This is a genomic window from Cryobacterium sp. Y29, from assembly GCF_002929825.1.
Taxonomy (GTDB): Bacteria; Actinomycetota; Actinomycetes; order Actinomycetales; family Microbacteriaceae; genus Cryobacterium.
The window spans coordinates 34,497-52,702 of record NZ_PJJN01000027.1 but is presented as its reverse complement, the minus strand read 5'-3'; the positions used below and the strand labels follow the sequence as shown (position 1 = coordinate 52,702).

12 protein-coding genes and 1 pseudogene are annotated in these 18,206 nt (G+C 65.2%); 9 read left to right on the top strand and 4 right to left on the bottom strand.

What is annotated here, in order from left to right:
- Positions 1 to 117: 117 nt before the first annotated feature.
- The 4 genes from CXY74_RS03770 (at position 118) to CXY74_RS03755 (ending at position 3,837) form a co-directional block, all read left to right on the top strand.
- Positions 118 to 927 carry an SDR family oxidoreductase gene (locus CXY74_RS03770; protein WP_158252294.1) on the top strand — a complete coding sequence of 270 codons (810 nt, stop codon included), beginning with the start codon at positions 118 to 120 and terminating at the stop codon, positions 925 to 927.
- A 95-nt stretch (positions 928 to 1,022) separates the two neighbouring features.
- Entirely contained in the window at positions 1,023 to 2,264 is a 1,242-nt protein-coding gene (locus CXY74_RS03765; RefSeq protein ID WP_104199196.1) for an MFS transporter, read from the top strand.
- 109 nt (positions 2,265 to 2,373) lie between these two features.
- Positions 2,374 to 3,069: an endonuclease NucS gene (gene nucS / locus CXY74_RS03760; RefSeq protein WP_104197220.1), complete on the top strand. Its 696-nt coding sequence runs from the start codon at positions 2,374 to 2,376 to the stop codon at positions 3,067 to 3,069.
- A 99-nt stretch (positions 3,070 to 3,168) separates the two neighbouring features.
- Positions 3,169 to 3,837 carry an HAD hydrolase-like protein gene (locus tag CXY74_RS03755; RefSeq protein WP_104199195.1) on the top strand — a complete coding sequence of 223 codons (669 nt, stop codon included), beginning with the start codon at positions 3,169 to 3,171 and terminating at the stop codon, positions 3,835 to 3,837.
- A gap of 9 nt (positions 3,838 to 3,846) precedes the next feature.
- Here CXY74_RS03755 and CXY74_RS03750 read toward each other — a convergent pair whose 3' ends face one another.
- The 3 genes from CXY74_RS03750 to hxlB all read right to left on the bottom strand — a co-directional run bounded on the left by CXY74_RS03750 (position 3,847) and on the right by hxlB (position 6,858).
- A complete protein-coding gene (locus tag CXY74_RS03750; RefSeq protein WP_104199194.1) occupies positions 3,847 to 5,277 on the bottom strand; it encodes an FAD-binding oxidoreductase in 1,431 nt (476 codons plus the stop codon).
- A 315-nt stretch (positions 5,278 to 5,592) separates the two neighbouring features.
- Positions 5,593 to 6,216 carry a 3-hexulose-6-phosphate synthase gene (gene hxlA / locus CXY74_RS03745; RefSeq protein WP_104199193.1) on the bottom strand — a complete coding sequence of 208 codons (624 nt, stop codon included), beginning with the start codon at positions 6,214 to 6,216 and terminating at the stop codon, positions 5,593 to 5,595.
- Positions 6,217 to 6,273: 57 nt separating this feature from the next.
- The gene (gene hxlB, locus CXY74_RS03740; protein ID WP_104199192.1) at positions 6,274 to 6,858 is read right to left on the bottom strand and encodes a 6-phospho-3-hexuloisomerase; all 585 of its coding nucleotides are present in this window, start codon (positions 6,856 to 6,858) and stop codon (positions 6,274 to 6,276) included.
- A gap of 113 nt (positions 6,859 to 6,971) precedes the next feature.
- Here hxlB and CXY74_RS03735 point away from each other — a divergent pair, with 113 nt between their 5' ends.
- The 5 genes and pseudogenes from CXY74_RS03735 (at position 6,972) to CXY74_RS03715 (ending at position 12,192) form a co-directional block, all read left to right on the top strand.
- Entirely contained in the window at positions 6,972 to 7,847 is an 876-nt protein-coding gene (locus CXY74_RS03735) for a response regulator transcription factor family protein (protein ID WP_104199191.1), read from the top strand.
- Between the two features lie 322 nt (positions 7,848 to 8,169).
- Positions 8,170 to 8,641, top strand: a pseudogene (locus CXY74_RS03730) (phosphomethylpyrimidine synthase ThiC); the annotation flags it as partial.
- A gap of 307 nt (positions 8,642 to 8,948) precedes the next feature.
- Positions 8,949 to 9,941 (top strand): BTAD domain-containing putative transcriptional regulator, encoded by a 993-nt coding sequence (locus CXY74_RS03725; RefSeq protein ID WP_104199190.1) that lies wholly within the window; start codon positions 8,949 to 8,951, stop codon positions 9,939 to 9,941.
- A 159-nt stretch (positions 9,942 to 10,100) separates the two neighbouring features.
- Positions 10,101 to 10,844, top strand: a complete 744-nt coding sequence (locus CXY74_RS03720; RefSeq protein ID WP_104199189.1) for a response regulator — start codon at positions 10,101 to 10,103, stop codon at positions 10,842 to 10,844.
- Entirely contained in the window at positions 10,837 to 12,192 is a 1,356-nt protein-coding gene (locus CXY74_RS03715) for a sensor histidine kinase (protein WP_104199188.1), read from the top strand. The genes CXY74_RS03720 and CXY74_RS03715 overlap by 8 nt, the downstream gene beginning before the upstream one ends.
- Positions 12,193 to 12,512: 320 nt before the next feature.
- Here CXY74_RS03715 and CXY74_RS03710 read toward each other — a convergent pair whose 3' ends face one another.
- A complete protein-coding gene (locus tag CXY74_RS03710) occupies positions 12,513 to 18,023 on the bottom strand; it encodes a peroxidase family protein (protein WP_104199187.1) in 5,511 nt (1,836 codons plus the stop codon).
- Between the last annotated feature and the right edge of the window lie 183 nt (positions 18,024 to 18,206).

Sequence of the window (18,206 nt, the reverse complement as noted above, 5' to 3'; positions counted from 1 at the left end):
CCCGATGCATGGCGCAGCACGCGGGGAATAGCCCGCGTCAGCAGGCCGTTGGCCCCAATGATCACTGCGAGTCGAGTGCTCGCTGCCCGTCTCGCCTAATTCGAAGGAATGACCATTGTGGATCTAACTAACCGATACGGCATTATCACCGGCGCAGGGCAGGGAATAGGGCGTGCCCTGGCTGTCGAATTCGGATCGAGAGGCGCCCACCTGCTCCTGGTCGGCCGGAAAGAGTCAACGCTCGTCGCGACAGCTCGGCTGGTCGAAGCCGCCGGCGGCACGGCCGAAGTTCTTACGCAGGATCTCACCCTGCTCAATAGTGTTGACCGCGTTGCTGAGGCCGTAGAGTCGTGGGCCACCGTGGACCTGCTCGTGAACAATGCCGGCAACGTGCGCGCCGGGCGGCTCGAATTGACCAGCGAGGCCGACATTCGATCCATGATCGAACTCAACCTCGTTGCCCCCGTGCTCCTGACCCGGGCCCTGCTGCCGCGTCTTCGTGCCGGCGCCGACCGAGACAGCATTGTCTTGAACATATCCAGCGGAATCGCCCTCGTCGGCATGCCATTTTATTCGGTCTACGCCGCGACTAAGGCTGGCCTCGCTCGTTTCGGAGAATCCCTGCGGCGCGAATTGACCGGATTGGGAGTGCACGTGACGACTGTCTACCCGGGCGCGACGGATACCGACATGATGTCATCTCAGAACGCCGGCGCCGACTTGGGCTGGGAGCGTCGATCCCTCGACGACGTCATTGCCGATGTGCTGGCCGGGCTAGAGGCTGGCGACCACGAAATCAACACGGCCCCCGAAGACCGGCGCGGCATGCAGGAGCTCAACATCTCCGACCCCCTGGCCGTCGATGCCGCGATGGCCCCCGGGCTCGCAGATTTGGAATCCGCGGTCCGAGACCACCGCAGCATCTAGGCAAATCGTTCGGGTCGCACTCGTTGTACCTTTGACCTGTCCGCCCGTCTCGAGTCGAGGCCGTCCGCCCCCGTTCAGGAACCGTGAGGCCAATTGTGGCTAACCCCGCTGACTCCAGCGTCGCTCTTGACGCCGTCGGCAGTGCGCGCCCCGCCCTGCTCGGCTGGCGCAATGCCGTATTCGCGGCGTTCTTTGTGTCGGGCCTCGGCCTCGCGAGCTGGATGTCGCGGGTTCCCGCCGTGCGCGACGGTCTCGGGCTCGACACTGCTCAGGTCGGCCTGCTCATCTTTGGACTCTCCGCCGGCTCGGTCATCGGCCTGTTGATCGCCGCGGGCCTGCTCAATCGCCTCGGCGCCCGCCGGGCCATGCTGCTCAGCGTCTCGTTGTCGGCCTCCGGGCTCGTGCTCATGGGCGTCGGTGTCAGCGTCGTGCCCTCGGCACCGTTCGTGTTCGCCGCCCTCGCCGTTTTCGGAATCGGCATGGGATCCGTCGACGTCATGATGAACGTCGAGGGCGCCGCAGCTGAACGCGCCATCGGTCGCACGCTCATGCCGCTCATGCACGCCTGCTTCAGCCTCGGCACGGTGGTCGGCGCACTCGGTGGCGCCGCCGCATCCGCTGGGCAGGTGTCGGTGTTCTGGCACCTGATGATCGTGGCGGTGCTCGTTCTGAGCACGATCGTCGTGGCCGTGCGCTTTCTTCCGGCGCCCGTCACCAACACTGAAGCGGATGCCCCCACACCAGCCTGGCGCAACCGCCTGCGAGATAGTCTCGCCGTTTGGCGTGACCGTAAACTGCTTCTGATCGGCGTCATCGTGCTCGGCATGACCTTTGCCGAGGGCTCGGCCAACGACTGGCTCGCCCTCGCCTCGGTCGATGGTCACGGCCTCAGCAACACCGACGGTGCAATCGTCTTCGGCGTGTTCGTGGCTGCAATGACCGTGGGCCGCGTCATCGGCGGGCCCGTGCTTGATCGCTTTGGCCGGGTTCTGGTACTACGCGCCTGCGCGGGAATCGGCATCGCGGGGCTCGCGCTGTTCATCCTCGCGCCGAACACTCCGCTCGTGATCGCGGGCACGATCCTCTGGGGCATCGGCGCGTCGCTCGGTTTTCCGGTGGGCATGTCCGCGGCCGCCGACGACACCAAGAACGCCGCGGCCCGGGTGAGTGCCGTTGCCATCATCGGCTACTTCGCCTTTCTGGTCGGGCCTCCCGTGCTCGGCCTGCTCGGCGAGGCCTGGGGCATCCTCAATGCCCTGTACCTGATCTTGGCGCTGATGGTGCTGGCCGGGCTGGCGGCCCCGGCTGCGCGGCCGGCGGCATCCACCCCGGTTTGACCGAACGTCTCCAAATAAACCAGTTGGCGGCCGCGCGTGCGGGTCACCAAGCTGGACCGATGGCGAGATCCTGACTGTCACGAACGACCTGAGGCCGTAAACTCGACCAGTGCGCCTTGTAATTGCGAAATGCTCCGTTGACTATGCCGGGCGTCTCAGTGCGCATCTGCCGCTGGCCACCCGCCTGCTGATGATCAAGTCCGACGGGAGTGTGCTCGTGCACTCCGACGGTGGCTCCTACAAGCCGCTCAACTGGATGAGCCCGCCCTGTTCGGTCACCATCTCCGAACCCGACAGTGATCAAGCGGATGCCGGCATCACCGCCCTCTGGACGGTCACCCACGCCAAGACCGCCGACCAACTCGTGGTCAGCGTCTATGACGTTCAGCATGACTCCGCGCACGAGCTCGGCATCGACCCCGGGCTGATCAAGGACGGCGCCGAATCGCACCTGCAGAAGTTGCTGGCCGAGCATATCCATCTGCTCGGTGAGGGCTTCACCTGTGTGCGCCGCGAATACATGACGGCGATCGGGCCGGTCGATATTCTCGCGCAGGACGCGAGCGGCCGATCGGTCGCGGTCGAACTCAAGCGCAACGGTGACATCGACGGCGTCGAACAGCTCACCCGCTACCTCGAATTGATGAACCGTGACCCGCATTTGGCGCCGGTCAGCGGGGTTTTTGCCGCGCAAACGATCAAGCCGCAGGCCCGCAGGCTGGCCGAAGATCGCGGTATTCGCTGCCTGCTGCTCGACTACGACGCCATGCGCGGACTCGACGACACGGCCTCGAAGCTCTTCTAACCCGCCGCGCAGCCCAAGCGGGCACACACTAACCGGGCAAAAGCTGAGAAAAAATGGGCAAATGGGGGAACTACGTGGTGATCGCCTAGGCTCTTTTAAGTGAATCCCACCTTAACGCGCACCTGGAGCGCCATCCTCTTCGACCTCGACGGAACCATCACCGATTCCGCCCCGGCAATCACCAGCTCTCTGGCCCGCACCTTTACGTTGCTCGGCCGCCCCGTTCCCTCGGCTGCCGAACTGCTCGCCTACGTGGGCCCGCCCATGCTCGATGCCTTTCAAGAATACGCGGGCATGACCCCCGACGAAGCCCACGAGGCCATCGCGGTCTACCGCGCCGAGTACCACGGTGCCGCCGCACTGGATACAGCTGTCTTTCCCGGCGTCGCCGGCCTGCTCGAGCGTATCCATGCGGCGGGCATCCCCCTCGCCCTGGCCACCAGCAAGCCCGAGCTGAGCGCGATCGCCATTCTCACGCACTTCGATCTTGCGAAGTACTTCACGGCGACGGTCGGTGCCTCCGCTGACGAGACCCGCAGCCACAAGTCCGACATCGTCGCCGAGGCCCTGGCCCGTCTCGCTGCGACCGGCGTCGACACCAGCGGCGCCGTCATGGTCGGCGACCGCAGCTACGACGCCATCGGCGCCCAGGCCAACGGCATTCCCGCCATTCTCGTGGAGTGGGGCTACGGCTCTCCCGCCGAAGCCGCAGCCGCGACAGCCGTGGTGTACTCGTCCGACCAGCTGGGTCGGTTACTGCTCGGCTGAGCCTGGCGCCTAGGAGTCGAAGCCGAGGCCCAACGCGTCGAGGGTCTTGAGCAGGGCGTTGCGCTTGCCGCGGTCGTGGTCGGCGCGGTTGAGCGCCCACCGGGTGGCCTGAATTCCAGCGGATGCGATCGGCTCCGGCGGAAACGAAAGTGGACGCCCCCGCACCATGGCCAGTTCAGTGCGTTCCGTGGTGCGGCCAGCCAGCTGGTCGAGTACTACCCGGGCGGCGAAGTGCGTCGCGCCGACGCCCAGACCGGTGAATCCGGCGGCGTAGCTGATGCGCCCGCCGCGAGCCTGCCCGAAAAAAGCGCAAAACCGGGTTGAGGTGTCGATGGCGCCAGCCCATTTGTGACTGAACCGCACCCCGGCCAGCTGCGGAAAGGTCGTGAAGAAATGACTCGCGAGCTTTTCGAAGCTTTCGGGTCGGTTCTCGTAGGCACTGCGCACCCGGCGGCCGTAGTGATAGACGGCGTCGTAGCCGCCGAACAGAATGCGGTTGTCGGCACTCAACCGGTAATAGTGAAAGTGGTTGGCCAGGTCGGCGAGTCCCTGCCGGTGCTGCCAGCCGATCGACGCGAGCTGGCCGGCATCAAGCGGCTCGGTCATGAGCACATAGTCATAGACCGGCACTGTGGCGAGCTTGTTGCGCCGGAGCAGAGAGGGAAACACGTTTGTGGCGAGGACCGTCTTGTGGGCGGTCACGGCGCCGCCGGCCGTCACGACCCGGGTGCCCTGCGCCGCGCTGCGCCCGGCCGTGTCGAGAGCCTGTACGAGCGAATGCTCGAAAATCTCGACCCCGAGGTTGGTGGCCACCCGCGCCAGTTCGGCGGCCAGCTTGCCCGGATGCACGAGGGCACTGCTGCGACGATGCCAGACCCCGGCGAGATAGGTTGGCGAGGCTACCTCGGCCTGCACGGCCGTCGCATCGAGAAACACCGTATTCTCGTCGGTGCTCTCCTCGTGCAGCCACTGAACCTGGTGTTCCTCGATGGCCAGGTCGATGGTTCCGGTGCGTTCGAACTGGCAGTCGAGTTCGAGGTCGGCCACCGCCCGCTCAATGTCGTCGAGGTTTTTCTGACCGAGTTCGATCAGCCGGTCGATCTCCAGCGGCCAACGGCGGCGCCCGTTCTCTTCGCCGTGCGTGAGACTCGCCTCGCAGAAACCACCATTGCGGCCGGATGCTGCCCAGCCAACCGTGCGCGCCTCCAGTAGTACGACCCGCGCCGCCGGATTCTGCTGCTTGGCCAGCACCGCGCTCCACAGGCCCAGGTAGCCGCCGCCGACGACCGCGAGGTCGCAGCTGAGGGAGCCCGAGAGAGGCGGATGATTCGCGCGCGGAGCGAGGTCATCGAGCCAGAAGGAGCCCTGCCGGGTACCGACGAACGAATCGCCGATGATGGATGCTGCGGGCCGGGCGCGGTCGAAAATCGTGCTGCTCATGCGTGGCGGCTCGTCATGCTGGAGTCCTCTCGCGGCAACGGTGCCGCCGACTGTCTCGGGTGCCACCAGCCTAGCTGCGCCCACCGACCGGCGGCGCGCCGGCATCCGTTTCGCGCATGAGTGCATTGCGCAGGTAAGCCGGTGCGCAGGTTCGTCTCTGGACGGGGCCCGGGCCCCGTCCACGGGCCCAGTTTATAAACTGGGCCCACGGACGGGGCCCGGGCCCCGTCCGTGTTTGCAGGCGGGTGTGGGCATCCGTTTAACGCGACAGTGCCGCCCCGCAGAAGCGGGACGGCACCAGATTAAACGCTGGGACTAGATGATCGCGGCGCGCAGGGCGGCAGCGGCAGCGGCCGGGTCCTCGGCGCCGTAGATTGCTCCGCCGGCAACGGCAACCGTTGCTCCGGCGCGCTGCACTGAAGAGATGGTCGACAGGTTCACGCCACCCGCGAGGGAGAAGGGAACCTTGGCGGTCTCGCCCTGGTTGAGCAGTGTTGCGAGCGAGAAGCCGGGCTCGGCCTGCTCGTCGAGACCGGCGTGCATCTCCACGAACTGCGCGCCGAGCGCGGTGACCTCGCGGGCACGGGTGACCTTGTCGGCGACGCCAATGAGGTCGACGACGATGCCCTTGCCGTGCTTGGTTGCAGCGGCGACGGCTCCGATGATGGTGCTGTCACCAGCCGTGCCGAGCACGGTCACGAGGTCGGCGCCGGCGACGAACGCGATGTCGGCTTCAAGCTCGCCGGCATCCATCGTCTTGAGGTCGGCAAAGACGATCTTGTCGGGGTGCGCGGCCTTGATCGCGGTGACGGCGCGCAGGCCCTCTGCCTTGATCAGCGGGGTGCCGAGCTCGATGATGTCGACGTACGGGGCGACCTGAGCAGCCAGCGTGAGAGCCGCTTCGGTGGTCAATACGTCCATTGCTACCTGGAGCTTCATGGGTTTCTGCTTTCTTTTAGTAACTAAGGATGGAAAGTTTTTGGAAGGGTGCGCGCCCTATTCGAGGTTGGCGTGACGCGGCCAGAGCTGTTCCGCCGTGGCCCCGCTCGCTTGCCAGAGCGTGTGAAACAGGGAATCGCCAACGAGCAACACGGCCTGCTCAAACAGACCGCCCGAATACTGGGCCGACACCTGTCCGGCATGGTCCTGCTTGGCCGCGGCCGGAATGACCACGATCACCGCAGCAAGCCGCCCGAGCGGCGACTCGGGAGCGGTGGTGAGCGCGAGAATGTTCGCGCCCACACTCTGCGCGGTCTCGGCGGCTCGCACAATGGCGCCCGTCGTCCCGGAGCCACTGGCGACCAGCAACAGGTCGCCAGAAGCGATCGCCGGGCTGGTCACATCGCCGACAACGTGCACGTCGAGTCCGAGGTGCATCAGCCGCATCGCGGTCATCTTCAGCGCCAGTCCGGAGCGACCAGCGCCCAGCACGAATATGCGGGGAGCCGCAGCGAGCGCGGTGGCCGCCTCGTCGAGCGAGGAAGCGGATGCAGACCGCAGCGCGTTCACGACGTGACTGTTCTCGGCAAAAATGAGGCCAAGAGCATCCGCTGCAGAGGGGGTGGTTGTCGATTCGGTCATGGATCAATACTCCACTCCTTCGAGCGGGAGCGCTGCCCACCAAAAGGACGGTTTAACTATCCAAACGGATAGCTACGAGCGGGCATCAGGGATGGCCCGGGTAGGCTGGATTTATGACGATCTTTGCAACCTCCCGAGAGCCCGGCACCCACCCTGCCGGTTCCTCCGCACAGACCGCACAGACCTCGCAGACCTCACGAACCGCGGCGGCCGAACGCTCCAAACTCATCGCCGACCTAACCGACGCGCACGCAACCACGCTGGAAACCCTGCTGGCCGTGCTGCGCTCGAAAAGCACGAGCGACACGGCCGCCCGCCAGAAAGCCACCGAGCTAGCCGCCGCGGCGATGGTCGCACTGCGCGCGGTGAGTGACCTGGATCGCAGCCTTACCGAGGAACCCGTCGCCCAGGCCTTCGAACGCCTGCGCGACGATCTACGCCCGCTCGTACGTTTCGGCGATCTCGACGTGCAGTTCATCGAGCCACCGGTGAATGGGCGCGCCCTTCCCGGTGAGGTCGCCCACGAAGCCCGCGCCATCGTGCGCGGCGCCGTGCTCGCCCTGGTCGAACAGGCCGGGGTCGCCCGAGTGCGTGTGCAATGGGACTGCGACGGCAGCAACCTGCTCATTCACATTCGCGACGACGGACCGGGCGACCTCACGGGGGAGGTTCCCAGTGTGCGCCAGCTCGCCGCTCGTGTCGTCGCGCTCAGCGGCACCCTGAACGTCGAGGCGACCGCCGGCTGGGGGTCCGAGCTGGCGGTGTCACTTCCACTCGACGCGCCCACGGCATCCGTTTCTGCCGCTGCGACCTGGGGGCTCAGCCCGCGCGAACGCGGCGTGCTCGAGCTCGTGGCGTCGGGCGCACGCAACAAAGCGATCGCCGAGGCGCTGACCATCAGCGAGAACACCGTGAAATTTCACGTAGCCAATCTGCTGCGTAAGGTGGGCGCCTCGACCCGCGCCGAGTTGGCCGCTCTCGCGCGCTGAGCGATACCCCGCGCTCGTTCACCGCGCCAGCTATCACTGCTCGCGCCCTCTGAAACTGGCGCGCCCACCCGTATCTGGCGCCGCGACCCGTGCTCCGCGCTATGGTGATCGATTCAGAAGACACACATCACCACGGGAGCACGCACCAGCGAGCTGAGAGAACGGCCAGGGCCGACGACCCGGGCCGGATGGAAGCATCCGCTGCCCATCGATGAAGCGGCGACCCAGCTGGTCTGGGCTCCCGCGGGTAGTATCACGCGTGAAATGGCCTACATCGCCGCCCGCGAGGGCGTTTCAGTTGAGCTCGTGCGTCACGAAGTGGCACGCCGGCCTGTTGCTGCGCTACATGCCACTCACCGCCAACCGAGTCACCGGAATCGTCTCGCGTGGCGGCTCAATCCTGGCCGCCTGGTGCCTCGCCCACCACCAGGTGACCTTTCTCAACACCCACTTCGTTGAGCTATGCGAGATTCTGCGCCGCTACGACGTGACCTTCTCGCTCGGCGACGGCCTGCGACCCGGCTCCATCGCCGACGCCGACGCCAACGACGCGGCCCAATTCGCCGAACTATGCACTCTGGGCGAGCTGACCGAGGTCGCGAAATCCCATGGCGTACAGGTGATGATCGAGGGACCCGGCCAAACAGCATCCGCGTGCCCAGGAACGCGATGACGCCCTCTGCCGGGCCCGGTTCGAGTTTCGTTGGACCGACCCGTTCGCGCTCTCTCTCGACCCAGACACCGCGCAGAGCTTCCACGACGAAACGCTTCCGGCTGGCCCGGCCAAGGCCGCCCAGAAATCGGCCGAGTTTGCCCGATTGAGCAGGTCGGTCTACCTGCCACTCCGGGTGCTCACGACGCACGAACCCTGATGCTGGCTAAAGGCTGATCGCGAAAGCAAGAGCACGCGCATCCGCCTCCGCCTGCGCGTGCGCGTGCTGCTCGGGCTCACCGGGAGCACGTTTATCTCTTGGAGCCGGGCACCACACGGCCCTCTGAGAGGGCCTCCCTCAAATTGGGGGTAAACGTCTACTCCACACGCGGCTACCCCGCCCATCGACACGCGGGCACCATGGTCGTATTCCAACAGTGGAGGTCGTAATGACAACCAGATTCGACATACGAAAACAACCAACCGCGACAACCATGATCCACCTGAACGTGCACGTGTTTGGAAACCTCAGCGTTCGACGGGGGCCGACCGTGCTACACGCTCACCAGCTGGGCGGACCCAAGCCCCGCCAAATCTTCGAAATTCTGCTCGTTCACCTTGGGCTGCCAGTTTCCAAAGACCGCCTGATTGAAATGCTCTGGGGCGCGAATGCTCCGGTCGAGGCGCTGCCCACCCTCGAAAGCTACGTGAGTGTTTTGCGTCGGCATCTGCAGCCGGGCGCGGGAAAATTTGGTCCGCTAAAAACCACGACTGGCGGCTACGTATTGGACCGGGACCTGGTCGACGTCGACCTGGACCAGTTCGACGTACTGTTGCAGCGAGCGCAGAGGGCCGACCCCACCCTCGCGTACCCTCTATTGTTGCGGGCGTTGGACCTCGCCGACGCACCGCTTCTCGGCGACGAACTCGTTCCGGCCTGGGCGTCAGAAGCCCGCAACCTGCACGCCGCTCGCCTAACCAGCGCTCGCATTCTCACCTCGGAAATCGCCGCCGTCCTGCACCGCATCGATGACACCCTCGTTTTCGCGAATCTCGCGCTGTTCGACGAACCACTGAACGAGCGGGCATGGACGGCCCTCATCCTGGGATTAGAGACCAGCGGGCGTCACGCCGAAGGGCTTCAGGCCTATGAGCGGTGTCGCCGTGCCATGCAAGATGAGTTGGGCTGCGCTCCTGGCCCGATTCTGCGCGCCGCCCAGTTGCGGCTACTGCATGCGACAGCCGATGGGGACGGCGACCTGGCCAACGTGCTCTCCGCCCTGATCACGTTGCACGACCAACTCCGAGTGTCATCCGACAGCGGCTCGGCCTTACGCCGTGCCACCACTAATCATCCTCGCCTAGAGCCGGTCGAGGATTCCCTCCGAGAGGCTACTGATGTTGTCACGTCATTTCTGCGACGCGCCGTCGCTCACGCTTGAGCTGGCCGCGCCTGCGTGCGTCGACCTACCATATGGGGGGGCAAAGAGTAAGCCCTCGACAAAAACTGCGCTTCTCCTGATACTAATTTCGTCAATTGGAAAAGCACGGCGTCTTCCCACAGCACGGAAGCGTACGAACGGGCAGAGAGGTCTCCGCAAATGACCGCGCAGATGTCCCCGATCGAACCCAGCGCGCAGGGGACTACCGCTACCGCATCGCTGACGGGATCCATCCCGGTGGTTGAAACGACGACAGGACAAATCCGTATACTCATCGTCGATGACCACACTACGTTCGCCGAGCTGTTCATCGGGTCCCTCAATCGCGAAACCGATTTGTGCAGCGTAGGTTCGGCCAACAGCGTAGCCAGCGGCATCGCCGCCTGTTTAGAGCTGCTCCCCGACGTCGTCGTCATGGACTACCACCTGCCCGACGGCAGTGGCCTCGTCGCGGCCGCCGCCATTCTTGCCCGCGCGCCGAGTACCCGCATTGTCATCCTCACAGGCGACCCTGCCCTCGAGGCCCTTGAGCAGTCCGCCGCGATCGGAGTGTGCGCGTTCCTGCCCAAGGACGGATCGCTCGCGACGGTTCTTGACACCCTGCGGCACGCGCGCAACGGTGGCTTCATCGTGCATCCGTCCCTCGTCGGGCTGCTCAGCGCCCGGCGCCGCCAGCGCAGCGAAGAGATCCCCTTTCCCGAGCTGACCAAGCGCGAGTTCGCCGTGCTTCGGCTCATGGGCGAGGGCTCCGACGTGCGCGCCAACGCCAAAGTTCTGGGCATCTCGGAGAACACCTGCCGTGGCTATGTCAAGGCAATCCTGGGCAAGCTCGGCGCACACTCGCAGTTGGAGGCCGTTGTGATCGCGACCAGACTCGGATTGGTACCGGCCCAGCATGTCTAAACGGCGGCCGGGCTCGTCGCTGCTCAATTGGCACGACGACGCTCAGGCCGCCGAACGCTCCGGGGTTCGCGCCGCGGTTCAGCGATTTCTGCTCATGGGGCTCATCGCGATGGTGCTGGTCGCTGTGCCGGTGTCGCTCTGGGTACGCGCGCAGTCCGCACACAACGCCATGGTCAATGCGGTGCTGCTCACCCAGCGGCTGGCCGACTATTCGATCGGGCCGCTCATCACCGATGCCGTCATTGCCGGCGACCCCGGTGCGCGTCGGCAGCTCGACGAACGGCTGGCCCCGCGCATCGCCGACGGTTCTATGGTGCGCGTCAAGGTGTGGAATACCAGCGGCACCATCGTCTATTCCGATCTGCCGTTGTTGATCGGTCAGACCTTCTCCCTGCCCAGCTGGGCCCCCGAATTACTGGCCGATGGCAAGGGGCGGGCCACTCTGGAGACGCAGACAGCTCCTGATGACCGGTATGAATCCAATTCGGGCGAACTCGTCGAGGTCTACGTGCGGACAATCGCCGCCACCGGCGAAACGTTCATTCTTGAGGCTTACTTCAACGACGATGGCGTGCGTCAGGAACAGGATTCCGTTCTGTTCGGGCTCATCCCGGCGTTCCTGCTTGCGCTGGGTGCCCTGCAACTTGCCCAGCTCGTTCCGGCGGTGCAACTGGCTCGCCGCATCCAAAAGCATCAATCGACCAAGCGTGAATTGTTGCAGCACGCGATCGACGCTTCCGATCTCGAACGCCAGCGTATCGCGCGCGACCTGCACGACGAAGTCATCCAAGATCTGGCCGGTTTGTCTTATGCCCTCGAGGCCGAGGAGATGCACTGCTCGCCCGAGAATCGTCCATTGTTCAGCCAGGCTAGAGCTATCCTCCAGAAGAACGTGCGCACCCTCCGGGCCATGACGACCGAACTTTATCCCCCCGACCTGGAAGAACTTGGGCTGCCCGAAGCACTGGCCCGCCTCACCGCCCCGCTGCTCGAGCAGGGAATTCAGGTGAAGCTACACGTGCCCTCCAGTTGTAACCTTGACCGCGACCGGTCAGCGATGTTCTATCGGGTGGCCAGGGAGGTGCTCGCCAACACTGTTAAACATGCCAAGGCCGGCATTCTCGAGCTCACCCTGATGCAAGACGATGATCGCACCATCTTGCTCATTCATGACAACGGCTGCGGCTTTGATTTGAGTGCCGATCCCCCAGGCAACCATCTGGGCCTGCGCATCATGCGCGACACCGTCCATGTTGCCGGCGGCTCGCTTGAGGTTCGCTCCTGGGCAGGCCGCGGTACCTCCGTCATGGCTACTCTCGATCGTGCAGTTCCGGTTCGCGCGCGTTAGTCGACTGCCCGGCGCTGGCTCGTAGAAAGCGTGACCCCGACCAGCGACGGCTACCTCGAGCGGCTCGGGCTCTGTGGCCATGTCCACGCCGCCTCCACCCGGCGTTCCGGCACCGATCAAACTGCCATAGTCACCGAGATCATCCATTCCGACCAGACCAAGCATACGGAATGCGCCCCGCTGGAGAGCGTCCCTGCCTGATGTCATGACATCTCCTCAAGGCTTTCCACTGATGTTCGTTGTACTGCAGAACATGGGGAAAGCCGGCCGGCGACTGAGATCCAATCGCCGGCCGGCTTCGAGTTGTTACTGGTGGTCGGTTAGAGCGCTGCGCCGGTCGTGAAGGTCCACGTACTCGTCACCAGGGGGTTACCCGCCAGGTCCCGAACGCCCGTGTTGCCGCCGGTAATTGTCACGCGGTATTGAACGTTGGAGCTGAGGCTCACCGAGGGATTGATCGTCAACACGTTGGTGGTGGCATTGAACGCTGCCGCCGATGTGACGACCGCCCCGGTGGAGACCCGCGTAATACGAACCGTGGTGGCGTTGACTCCGGTGATGTCTTCACTGAAGGTTGTGATGACGTTGGCGTTTCGTCGTACCGCGACAGCTCCGGGTGCGGGAGTCCTATTAAGGATCCTCGGAGCCGGGCCTGTGATGAAGGTCCACGAGCTAGCCACCATCGTGTTGCCCGCCACGTCACGGATACCCGAGAGGGTGGCCGTGTAGGTGCGGTCGGCGAGCAGGGTCGCGCTCGGGTTCAGCGTCGCGACCTGAGTCGTGGCGTTGTACGACACCGAGGCGGAGACCGCCGTGGCGCCAAGCCGAAGAACGAACGTCGTGCGGCTGACGCCCGTGACCGGTTCACTGAACGTTGCCGTCAGGTTGCCGGTCTGGCTGACCGAACGAGTATCCGATGCCGGGGTGCGCGTTGTCACGGTCGGCAGCACGAACTCCGTGCGCGGCGTGGCGACAATCGAGCGAGCCGAGGCAGCTCCGGTACCGACCGCGTTGATCGCGGCGACATCGAAGGTGTACCCGGTTCCATTGGCCAGTGACCCGATCACCGCGGTGGTCACGTTCGCCACCGTTGTGGTGCCCGTGGCAGTGGCGCCGGCGCCGATGAAGGTGCGCACCTCGTAGCCCGTGATCGGTTCCGCATTGGCGACCGGTGCCGGGGCAGCCCAGTCCACGGTGACCGACGCATTCCCCGCGACCGAACTTCCGATCGTCGGAGCTCCGGCGACCACTTGGACAACCGGCGCGGTTGGCGTGACGACCACCGACCGAGCTGAGGGCGCTCCGGTACCGACCGCGTTGATCGCGGCGACATCGAAGGTGTAGCCGGTTCCGTTGGTTAGCGACCCGATCACCGTGCTCGTGACATCAGCCACGGTCGTGGTGCCGGTAGCCGTCGCGCCCGCTCCGATGAAGGTACGAACGACGTAGCCGGTGACCGGCGGGGCGTTGGGAACCGCGCCCGGTGCCAGCCAGTTCACGGTGACCTCGGCATTGCCAGCGACCGAGGTACCGATCGTTGGTGCGCCGGGCACGACCGGCACGACCGGAGCCGACGGTGTCACTGCGTTGGACGAAGCCGAGAATGCACTTGTTCCTTCCGCGTTGGTCGCCGACACTTGGAAGGTGTAGCTGGATCCGTTGGTCAGCCCGGTCACAATCAGGGTGACCGCTGTTCCGGCCGCGGAACGCAGTGCGCCCACCTGGTTTCCCGCCGCGTCGAGCACCTTCACCGAGAAATTGGTAACGGTGCCGCCAGCTGCCGGGTTCCAGTTCACCGTCGCCTGCCCGTCACCGGCAGTGGCAGCACCGATGGTCGGGGTTCCCGGGGCCACGGTGTCACTGAACTGCAGGCGATCGATGTTGCGCAGGGTGTCGGTTCCGTCGATGCCGGCACCGTTGTGTACGACCGTCGTCGTCGATCCGGACGAGCCCAGAGCGGCGCCGACCGGGGTCGTCGTGACCGTGTAGTTCGCCGCGATATCGGTGAACTGCGCGGTATCGACGGCCGACCCGTTAGCCGGGGTGAGAATCTCCCGGACGATGCGGAGCTGCCCCGGCTTGATCGTGCCCGCGAGGACACGTGCCTGAACTCCCGCCATGGTGTCGACGCTTTCGATCTCGACGGCGCTGTTGGCCGCGTCGCGCACGCTGATGCGTACGTTCAGGTAAGCATCGCCGTCGATGATGTCATCGCCGCCGCGACCCTCGATCAGGTCGCTGCCGGCACCACCCATGATGATGTTGCCGCCGGTGAACGACGTGGCACCAGAAGGGAGCAAACCAGCCGCGCCGTCGACCCGTGCAATACCGGCCGCATTGAGTTCGTGGCCGACCATCGCACCAGCGTCACGCGAGTCGCCGCGCAGGACGTCATTCTTGTCCCAGCCGGACAGGCTCTCCACGACGTCGAACCGGTCCCTGTTGGTCTCCACGCTCGGGGGGAGCAGACCGGTGACCAACATGTCGGAGTCCGCCGCCGTCGGGTCGGCCTTGTGAGTGACCCAGTCGAAGCCGAGCATGCCCTCGTTGCGCTGGAGGCCCGGACCGGCGAGCATGATGTCGTCGCCACCCTCTGAGTCGTAATCCTGCTCACCGCCGTAGCCAATCAGCACGTCGTGGCCTCCCGTTGCGTCGTCCTGGAACGGCGCGCCGTTATCGCCCTGGAGCAGGTTGAAGTTGCCGCGGCCGGCTTCGAGCCAGTCGTTGCCTTCATCCCCGAACACGGTGTCGTCCGCATCGCCAGCAAAGACGAAGTCATCGCCGTGCCCCGCGAACGTCTCGGTGATGTCGTTGCCCCCGGCGATGAAGTCGTTGCCACGGCCACCCTGGTTGAGGTCCCCGCCAAAGCCCTGACCGGACGACAGGACGTCGTTTCCATCGCCGCCCTTAAGGGTGTCGTCACCGGCCGAATCGAGAAGGGTGTCGTCGCCGAGTCCTCCAATCAGGTTGTCGTTGCCGTCACCGCCCTGCATCCAGTCGCTGCCGTCGTTACCTCTGACGGTGTCGTCACCCTCGCTCGACCACACGCGGTTGTTATCCGCGGTGCCGTTGAAGACGACGTGCGCCGGCCCGCCGTAACGAATGGTCCCGTTCGACATCCGGATGAGCAGTGTCGATTCGTTGTATTCCGTCGTGGCAGGGTCGTCCAGTATCGGACCGCTGGTCCCGAGCGCACCGACGTCGAAGACGAGGTCCGGCCGGGAGAACGAGTCGGCCGGCAGGCCACTCACGTCCGTGTTGCGCTGGATCAACTCAGAAAACGAGTTGCCCTCGAGCTGGGTCAGCATGTTCAGGCTCACGGTGCGCGACAGGTAGTAGAACCGGTCACCGTTCTGCAAGTCCTCCATCTGCTGCTCAAACACGTGGTTGAAGGTTGAGCCCAGGAGGCCGCCGAAGACCATCTGTTTCTCGGCCAAACCGCCCGTCCAGAGGTCGATCGTGTCAACGCCCGTGGTGGTCACACCGTTGGCACCGCTGGCGAAAGCGCCGATGCTGTTGAGGAAGTCCTCACGGTCCGTCGGGATAGTCCCGGTGGGATTGTCGGCTTCCTCATTTTTGGGTGTGACCGGATTATCCACCAGCACTCCGTCTGCGCCGACGTCGCCGTGCACCAGCGCGACCGCCGCGTTCCGCTTGCCGGCCAGGGTCGACTGGGCCGTGATCAGGTCGTGCGTGCCATAGGCCGCAACGAAGTTGACCAGCGACGACTTGTTCTTGAGGTTGAAGTTGAAGTCAACCCAGCTTTCGTAGGGCGTCAGGGCGGAGTTGTTCGTCGACGCGTAGAACAGCCGCCGAGCCGCGTTCAGGCTCGGGGTGCCGGTGTCACGCGCACGCGCTATGTTGAGTGCTGGAAGATCGAGGGGCAGCCCCAGCAGCTCGTTACGCACCGCCTCGGTGACGAATTCATCGATCTCGTTGCCAACCTGCCGGGTCATTCCACGGACGACGTCGCCCGCCGCTTGCTCCGCAGTCTGGCCCCCCGTCATGAACGACGGCGGGTTGAGGAACGCGTCCAGCAAGGGGATATCCCTGCGAGCGCCGGTCGCGCTGATCCGGTCGACGGACTCGTTCAGCATCGAGTGCCCAAAACGGTATACCGCGTTGGCGAACTCTCCGCGGATCGACGGGTTGATGCTGGTGTTGTATCCGGTACCGCCCTCGCCGAAGAGGTTCACCATCGGCTGGACCTTGCGAGTGAACTCCTCGAAGGCCAGGTGCTGGTACTCCATTTCGGTCACGAACCGGGCCGCCTGGAACAGGCGCTCGCCGTTCCACTCTCCGTCGGCGCGCTGCCAGTCGGAAAGCGCGAACATCGGGTTAGTGGCGCCCGATGCCGCATAGTCCCGAATGACGGTCTTGAGGTCGCTCTGGTCATCGGTGTCGGCCTCGTTGAGCAGTCGGTTGTGCTCGGCGTGGAAGACGTGGTGCACCGAGGTCAGTCCGATGTTCTCGTTGACTCGTCCGTCTCCGGCGATGAAGTGGGCCCCGAGCATCTCGTCGTCGTAGGTCGCCGGGTTATTGTCGTTCGTTGTGCCCGGGTCGGAGTCGGCGGTCAGCGGGCCCCTGGGCAGCGGGCCGTGGCCATCGGGGTCACCGACGGGAACGGCGGTGTGCGCGATGTCGTCGAGGAACGCGGTGCCCGTCGGCACGGCGTTCGCCGTGGTGATCGGAGCGAGTGGGTTGCCCTCGACCAGCACGTTGCCGGTCTTGACCATCTGCGGGTAGCCGTTGGGACCGCGGGTGAACTTTCCGTAGGTGTCGGTCGCCAGGAGCGGAACGCTAAGGACGTCCGCGTCGGTGAGGGCGATACCCAGTTCGGTCAGCGCCTGTGCCTTGACGGTGGTCCAGTCAGCCATGCCGCCCCCCGGGCCGGTGATCAGCTTGCCGGTTGCTTGGGGCTTGCTCGCTCCGTCGTTCGCGTAGTCGCGCAGGAAGACCTGGTGCGACGGGTGCGAGCTGTAGGTCTGGCTCTGGTCGACGAACGAGGACGTCTGGTTGATGATATTTCCGGACCCGTCGGTCGTCGCGCGGGTGAGCACCATGAAGTTGGGGCCATCGTCGGCGTTGCCGGCGATATTGTCCGCGCCGTCGTTGAACAGGGGGTCGTCCGTCTTGAGCGGAACGAAGACGCTGCCCCGACCGCCCTTGCTGGTCAAGTCGAGGCCATGGTCGAAGAACTGGCCAAATAGGGTGAACCAGGAGTTGTACGGCGCGGACAGTCCGACGTCGGGCGCCACGTTGGGGATGCCGAAGGCCCCGGACGGAGTCACCGTCGGGTTCTCACCGGCTGCCTCGACGGCCGCCGGGTTGCCTGCCGTCTGGTCAACGACGAGGTTGCTGATGATTCGCGGCTGGCTGTCGAAGACGACTCCGCTGTTCTGGGCGTAGCTGGTCGCGCCGCTGGGTGCCGGGCCGGGGCCGTCGGGATCGCCGGACTCGGCCGGCTTGAACACCGGGGCGGCCAGGCGCGGGAAGGCCTTGCCGGCCGTGCCGAAATATTCCTGGCCGGCGAGGAGGTTATTGCAGGAACCGTCCACGCTGCGCAGGCCCCAGGGGAGCTCGACGCCCTGCCCGGTGCCAGGAATCTGGTCGGGTCCGCTGCCCAGCAAGGTCCCGCACGGGTTCGCCGCCGTCGCTGTCGCGGCGTGCCGCTCGGCAATCTTGATCTGCTTGAGGATGAAGCTCAGGTCACGGGCATCAACGTTGAAACCCTGGCCGACCGGGGCAACGGCGGCCTGGGCTGGTAGTGCGGCCGATAGGCCGAGCCCGGCGTAAAGCACGGCGGCCATGCCTGCGGCGAGCACGCGCATGGGTTTTCCAAAGACGTGCGGGGGTCTTCCACCGTCCTGGGGAGGTGGACTACCTCGCATTCCGCTGGCAGTGCTGTTGCTGCGAACGATTCCTTTGCCTTCGAACCTGCTCATGACGGACCTATCTCTTCAGGGTGAGCGAATGCTGTAAGCGTGCGACGCGTGCCTTGGGGAAACCTTGTG

Bases quoted from the DNA above. Each gene is read 5' to 3' on its own strand.
- CXY74_RS03750 (WP_104199194.1), bottom strand. From the start codon at position 5,277: ATGAGCAGCACGATTTTCGACCGCGCCCGGCCCGCAGCATCCATCATC.
- hxlA (WP_104199193.1), bottom strand. From the start codon at position 6,216: ATGAAGCTCCAGGTAGCAATGGACGTATTGACCACCGAAGCGGCTCTC.
- hxlB (WP_104199192.1), bottom strand. From the start codon at position 6,858: ATGACCGAATCGACAACCACCCCCTCTGCAGCGGATGCTCTTGGCCTC.
- CXY74_RS03735 (WP_104199191.1), top strand. From the start codon at position 6,972: ATGACGATCTTTGCAACCTCCCGAGAGCCCGGCACCCACCCTGCCGGT.
- CXY74_RS03725 (WP_104199190.1), top strand. From the start codon at position 8,949: ATGACAACCAGATTCGACATACGAAAACAACCAACCGCGACAACCATG.
- CXY74_RS03720 (WP_104199189.1), top strand. From the start codon at position 10,101: ATGACCGCGCAGATGTCCCCGATCGAACCCAGCGCGCAGGGGACTACC.
- CXY74_RS03715 (WP_104199188.1), top strand. From the start codon at position 10,837: ATGTCTAAACGGCGGCCGGGCTCGTCGCTGCTCAATTGGCACGACGAC.
- CXY74_RS03710 (WP_104199187.1), bottom strand. From the start codon at position 18,023: ATGCGCGTGCTCGCCGCAGGCATGGCCGCCGTGCTTTACGCCGGGCTC.